This is a genomic window from Brachyspira sp. SAP_772 (assembly GCF_009755885.1).
In the GTDB taxonomy this organism is placed as follows: domain Bacteria; phylum Spirochaetota; class Brachyspiria; order Brachyspirales; family Brachyspiraceae; genus Brachyspira.
In genome coordinates, this window is record NZ_VYIX01000321.1 from 1 (window position 1) to 569 (window position 569).

Consider the following 569-nt stretch of genomic DNA (forward strand, 5'->3'; position numbering starts at 1 on the left):
AAAATCATAGCACTATATATCCGCTTAATATAACATTAGAGCTTATTCAAAAACAATATACATTAGAGCAATATATAAAAGAAAATTTTAATACAGATATTTAAAAAAGGACTTACTCTTATGATGAGTTTGAATGAAATATTAGATGATATTAAAAAATCGTATATCATACTCGACTTAAAAGCAAATAATAAACAAGAAGCTATAAGTGAAATGCTGATATATGCAGAATCTAATGGACTTAGAATAAATATTTCTAAAACTATAGAGTGTATGTTTAAAAAAGAAAATATTATATCAAGCGGTTTAGGTTATGGCGTAGCTTTTCCGCATTTAAGAACTAAAGAAGTTCAGGAAAATGAATTAATATTTGCAATATCAAAGCCAGGTATTAACTATTATGCCTTAGATCAAAAACCTGTTCATCTGCTTACTATGTTTTTAACTCCTATAGATAAAAGCGATAAGTATTTGCAATTATTATCACTTATGACAAAGATATCAAAATTAAGCATGTATACTGTATTATTATTAGAATCAAAAACTCAAGAAGAGTTTAAAAATAAATT

1 protein-coding gene is annotated in these 569 nt (G+C 25.0%); it reads left to right on the top strand.

The window, feature by feature from the left end; all coding sequences use genetic code 11:
• Window positions 1-120: 120 nt before the first annotated feature.
• On the top strand, window positions 121-569 hold a 449-nt coding region (locus tag GQX97_RS14275; RefSeq protein ID WP_157152363.1), incomplete at its 3' end, for a PTS sugar transporter subunit IIA.